At 44.8% G+C, this 3,885-nt stretch carries 3 protein-coding genes and 1 pseudogene; 1 reads left to right on the forward strand and 3 read right to left on the reverse strand.

The features are described 5' to 3' along the window. Positions 1 to 101 precede the first annotated feature (101 nt). The gene (locus QUA03_RS29110) at positions 102 to 236 is read right to left on the reverse strand and encodes an element excision factor XisH family protein (protein WP_445304883.1); all 135 of its coding nucleotides are present in this window, start codon (positions 234 to 236) and stop codon (positions 102 to 104) included. Between the two features lie 356 nt (positions 237 to 592). Between QUA03_RS29110 and QUA03_RS28450 the strand changes: the two genes are divergently transcribed. Next, the gene (locus QUA03_RS28450; protein WP_333217017.1) at positions 593 to 2,293 is read left to right on the forward strand and encodes an ABC-F family ATP-binding cassette domain-containing protein; all 1,701 of its coding nucleotides are present in this window, start codon (positions 593 to 595) and stop codon (positions 2,291 to 2,293) included. 113 nt (positions 2,294 to 2,406) lie between these two features. On the opposite strand, the gene QUA03_RS28455 is transcribed toward QUA03_RS28450, so the two are convergent. Continuing rightward, positions 2,407 to 3,144, reverse strand: coding sequence for an ISAs1 family transposase (locus tag QUA03_RS28455; protein WP_333217019.1), 738 nt, complete (start codon positions 3,142 to 3,144; stop codon positions 2,407 to 2,409). Further along, positions 3,113 to 3,885: pseudogene (locus tag QUA03_RS28460) on the reverse strand (ISKra4 family transposase); the annotation flags it as partial. The gene QUA03_RS28455 and the pseudogene QUA03_RS28460, both read right to left, overlap by 32 nt.

Here is a 3,885-nt window from a genome sequence, read left to right on the forward strand (position 1 = left end):
TTTAGTTACCTCAGTAGATATATTCTCTTTGTTTACTTATCTTAACATAGTTCGGTTTTTTTGCGCCGACCTACTTATCTTGCGATCGTTGTTCTCAGCAGCTAATAGCTGTTCGGCACCCAGATCGATAGTTTTCTCTTCGCCCAAGCCAAGGGATACGGATCGTGGGTAATTGTCCAGCCAGCCTTAATGAGAGCCTGTTTGACAACTTGATGATAAATGTCTCTTGCTGGCACGATCGCTCTCTTTTGCTACCGAGGTTGACACTGACTATTATAATGTGCAGAAGTCTCAACCATTATGGGATAAATTCAATCAGAAACAACACGATCGCCCGTTAGCGAAGCCCTCGAAGAGGATCGCCCCACCCAAATAGTCCTGAACCCACATCGAGGCCAGAAACCGGGTTTCTTCCTATATCTCTAGCCCAGAATCTGCGATTTTTCAGAGAAACCCCGTTTCTTCGCGTAACTCCTACCAAATCAAAATCTGGCAAGACGCTAAATATAATTAAAATTTGTTAAGATTAACTCGACCTCAGCGCCGGCATCCCATCCGCCGCTAAACCAGCCCTTCCCCAGTCCCCACAACAATGCTGCGACTCGAACACATCAGTAAAATTTACCCCACAGGCGTCGTACTAAAAGATGTCACCTGGGAAGTCAAGCCAGGCGATCGCATCGGCTTAGTAGGCGTTAACGGTGCCGGCAAATCCACCCAACTCAAAATCATCGCCGGCGAAATCGAACCCACCGCAGGCGAAGTCATTCGCCCCGCCAGCCTCCACATCGCCTACCTCTCCCAAGAATTTGAAGTAGATCCGACTCGCACCGTCAGAGAAGAATTTTGGCGCGCCTTCAGCGAAGCCAACGATGTCCACGAATCCCTGATGCAAGTGCATCGAGACTTGGAAACCTCCACCCCAGAAAATCTCGACGAACTGATCCACAAAATGGATCGGCTGCAACGGCAATTTGAAGGCTTAAACGGCTACGGTTTAGAAGCCCAAATCGAGAAAATTCTGCCCGAAATCGGATTTGAACCCGAAGACGGCGATCGATTAGTCAGCGCCTTCAGCGGCGGCTGGCAAATGCGGATGAGTTTGGGCAAAATTCTCCTGCAAAAACCCGACATCCTGCTGCTAGACGAACCTACCAACCACCTCGACTTAGAAACGATCGAATGGCTGGAAGTTTACCTGAAAGGGCTGATAACCCCCATGGTAATCGTATCCCATGACCGGGAATTTCTCGATCGGCTCTGCACCCAAATCGTCGAAACAGAACGCGGCGTTTCCAGCACCTACCTCGGCAACTACTCCTCCTACCTGCTGCAAAAAGCAGAAGCCAGAGAAGCCCAACTCAGCGCTTACGAAAGCCAGCAAAAAGAACTCGAAAAACAGCAAGCATTCGTAGAAAAATTCCGCGCCAGCGCCACTCGGAGCACCCAAGCCAAAAGCCGCGAGAAACAGTTAGACAAAATCGAACGCATCGAAGCCCCCACCGGCGGATTAAAAACTTTGCATTTCCGCTTTCCCCCCGCACCCCGCAGCGGTCGCGAAGTGGCAATAATTGAAGATTTGGTGCACACCTACGGCGAAAAAATCCTATTTTTGGGAGCAGACTTATTAATTGAAAGAGGCGATCGCATAGCCTTTCTCGGCCCCAACGGCGCGGGCAAATCCACCCTGCTGCGACTGATTATGGGTTTAGAAAAGCCTTCGGAAGGTACAGTCAAATTGGGAGGCCACAACGTCATCCCCGGTTACTTTGAACAGAATCAGGCAGAAGCCTTAGATTTGAATAAAAGCGTGATCGAAACCATTCACGACGAAGTTCCCGACTGGAAAAATGAAGAAGTTCGGACTTTGTTGGGCCGTTTCTTATTTACCGGCGAAACTGTATTCAAACAGGTTGGCGCTTTAAGCGGCGGCGAAAAAGCCCGCCTAGCTTTGGCAAAAATGCTGTTGACTCCCGTGAATTTGCTGATTTTGGACGAACCGACAAATCACCTCGACATTCCGGCGAAAGAGATGATGGAAGAGGCGATTCAGAATTATGAAGGTACCGTAATTATCGTTTCGCACGATCGCTATTTCATCTCCCAAGTCGCTAACAAAATTGTCGAGATTCGGGATGGAGAATTTCGCCCTTATTTGGGAGACTACCACTACTATCTCGATAAAATAGCTGAAGAAAAAGAGCTAGCACAAATCGCTAAACTTGAAGCAGAAAAAGCAGCTAAAAAAGCAGAAAAAGAAGCCAAGAAAAAAGCTGCGGCTAAGCAAAAATAAACTTGCGTCCCTCGCAGATAAACCTTAAATCCGCGTTTATCTGCGTGCATCTACGGTGAAACAAGAATCAGATTCTTAACTAGGGCTTGCTGAACAGGGTAAGAGCATCTCAATCAGTCTTGACAAAAGGATTTGAGAAGAAGCATCATGTATTCATCATTCATTGCAGCGAGTTTCCTTTTCTGTCGCAAGCTACGCTTGAGAGTAGTTTCTTGATTGACAGCATTCAGGGACATCCGTCTGATAGCAGCCAAGTTCCGAGGGCTATTCAACGACCGAATGCGACATCGATCTTCATTGAAAGTGACATCTAAAATCCAATGTTCTTGATTTTCAATGCTCCAATGTTGACGAATAGCGCGACCATTAACCGGGGCATCTACGGGTAAGGAACTCAGGTAGAACTGTACTTCATGAGTGGTTGTGTTCCACAAATAACGGAAACGTTCTACTATAACAATAGTCTGAATATCTGCCCAGTCTTCTTGTTTGTAAAGTCGTCCGAGTGCCGCCACTGGAACCGCCCAAACTTTTCGAGTTTCGACTCGCTGATGTGCTTTTTCCGTTCGGGAATCTTCACTCACTTCAATTCCATCCAATTGGTTGGCTCTGGCTGTTTCAAACCAGGTCTTGACTTGTTTGTAAAGAGTTGGATGATTCTTTTTGAGGGTAACGACATAATCGGCTTTTTTTTGACGAATGAGCCGCACAATCTCGGTCTGAGTACCCATCGCATCCATCGTAATAATCGCTCCGGTGACATCGATTAATTCCAATAGAGCTGGGATAGCTGGGGTGCATCTCACTTTGGCAAATACATCAAATTGAAAGTTGACCGTTGAGATAAGCACAGCGAAGAGAAAGGATAGAGGGAACGCTCTCAATTTTCCATTGCGCTCCTGATATTTTCACCCGCTCACCCAATTCGTTTAATAATTGATTCAACTGTTCCCGAACCAATCGAACTTATGGACTCCTCTTTATAGTATTGGTAGTTGACTATTCGGCAGCGATGGGTCTCTAAATAGTTACAAAATGTTTTAAATCCTTTTTTTGTCATCTCTTTAAATAGATTGATAACTTCATCTATTTTACCTTGCCATAACATATTTTCTGCTAAATTTAAACGTTTTAGCGAACCTCCTACCTTGTAAAGATTTTCTTTCAGATGATACCAATCTAAGATTTCTTGTCTTTGTTCAGTATCTCCTATTTCTTTAAATATGTTCCAAATTCCGGCATGACCATCTCCTAAACAATACATAGGATGTAGTAATTTTTGGCTATTAGTTCAATCAATTAAATCTTGATTATTTTGAAAAAATGCTCCCGAATAAACATTATCTAAACAAATGGCTTTATAGTCTTTCCAATAACACCCCTCGCCTTTGGTTTCGTTGCGTAGCCTGACTTTCCCGCCATCTAATGTAATTTCTTGGACTCCTTGTTTAGATGTAGGTAATTCAAATTCTTGTCGTTTGACTAATCTGTGTAATGTACTATGAGAGACTTTGACCCCGTAAAAATTTCTAAATCTTTTTCTGCCATTTGATAAGATTCGTTGGCACTGATTAAAAGACAGCATTTTTCCA

The organism is Microcoleus sp. S36b_A4 (genome assembly GCF_036700645.1).
In the GTDB taxonomy this organism is placed as follows: Bacteria; Cyanobacteriota; Cyanobacteriia; order Cyanobacteriales; family Microcoleaceae; genus Microcoleus.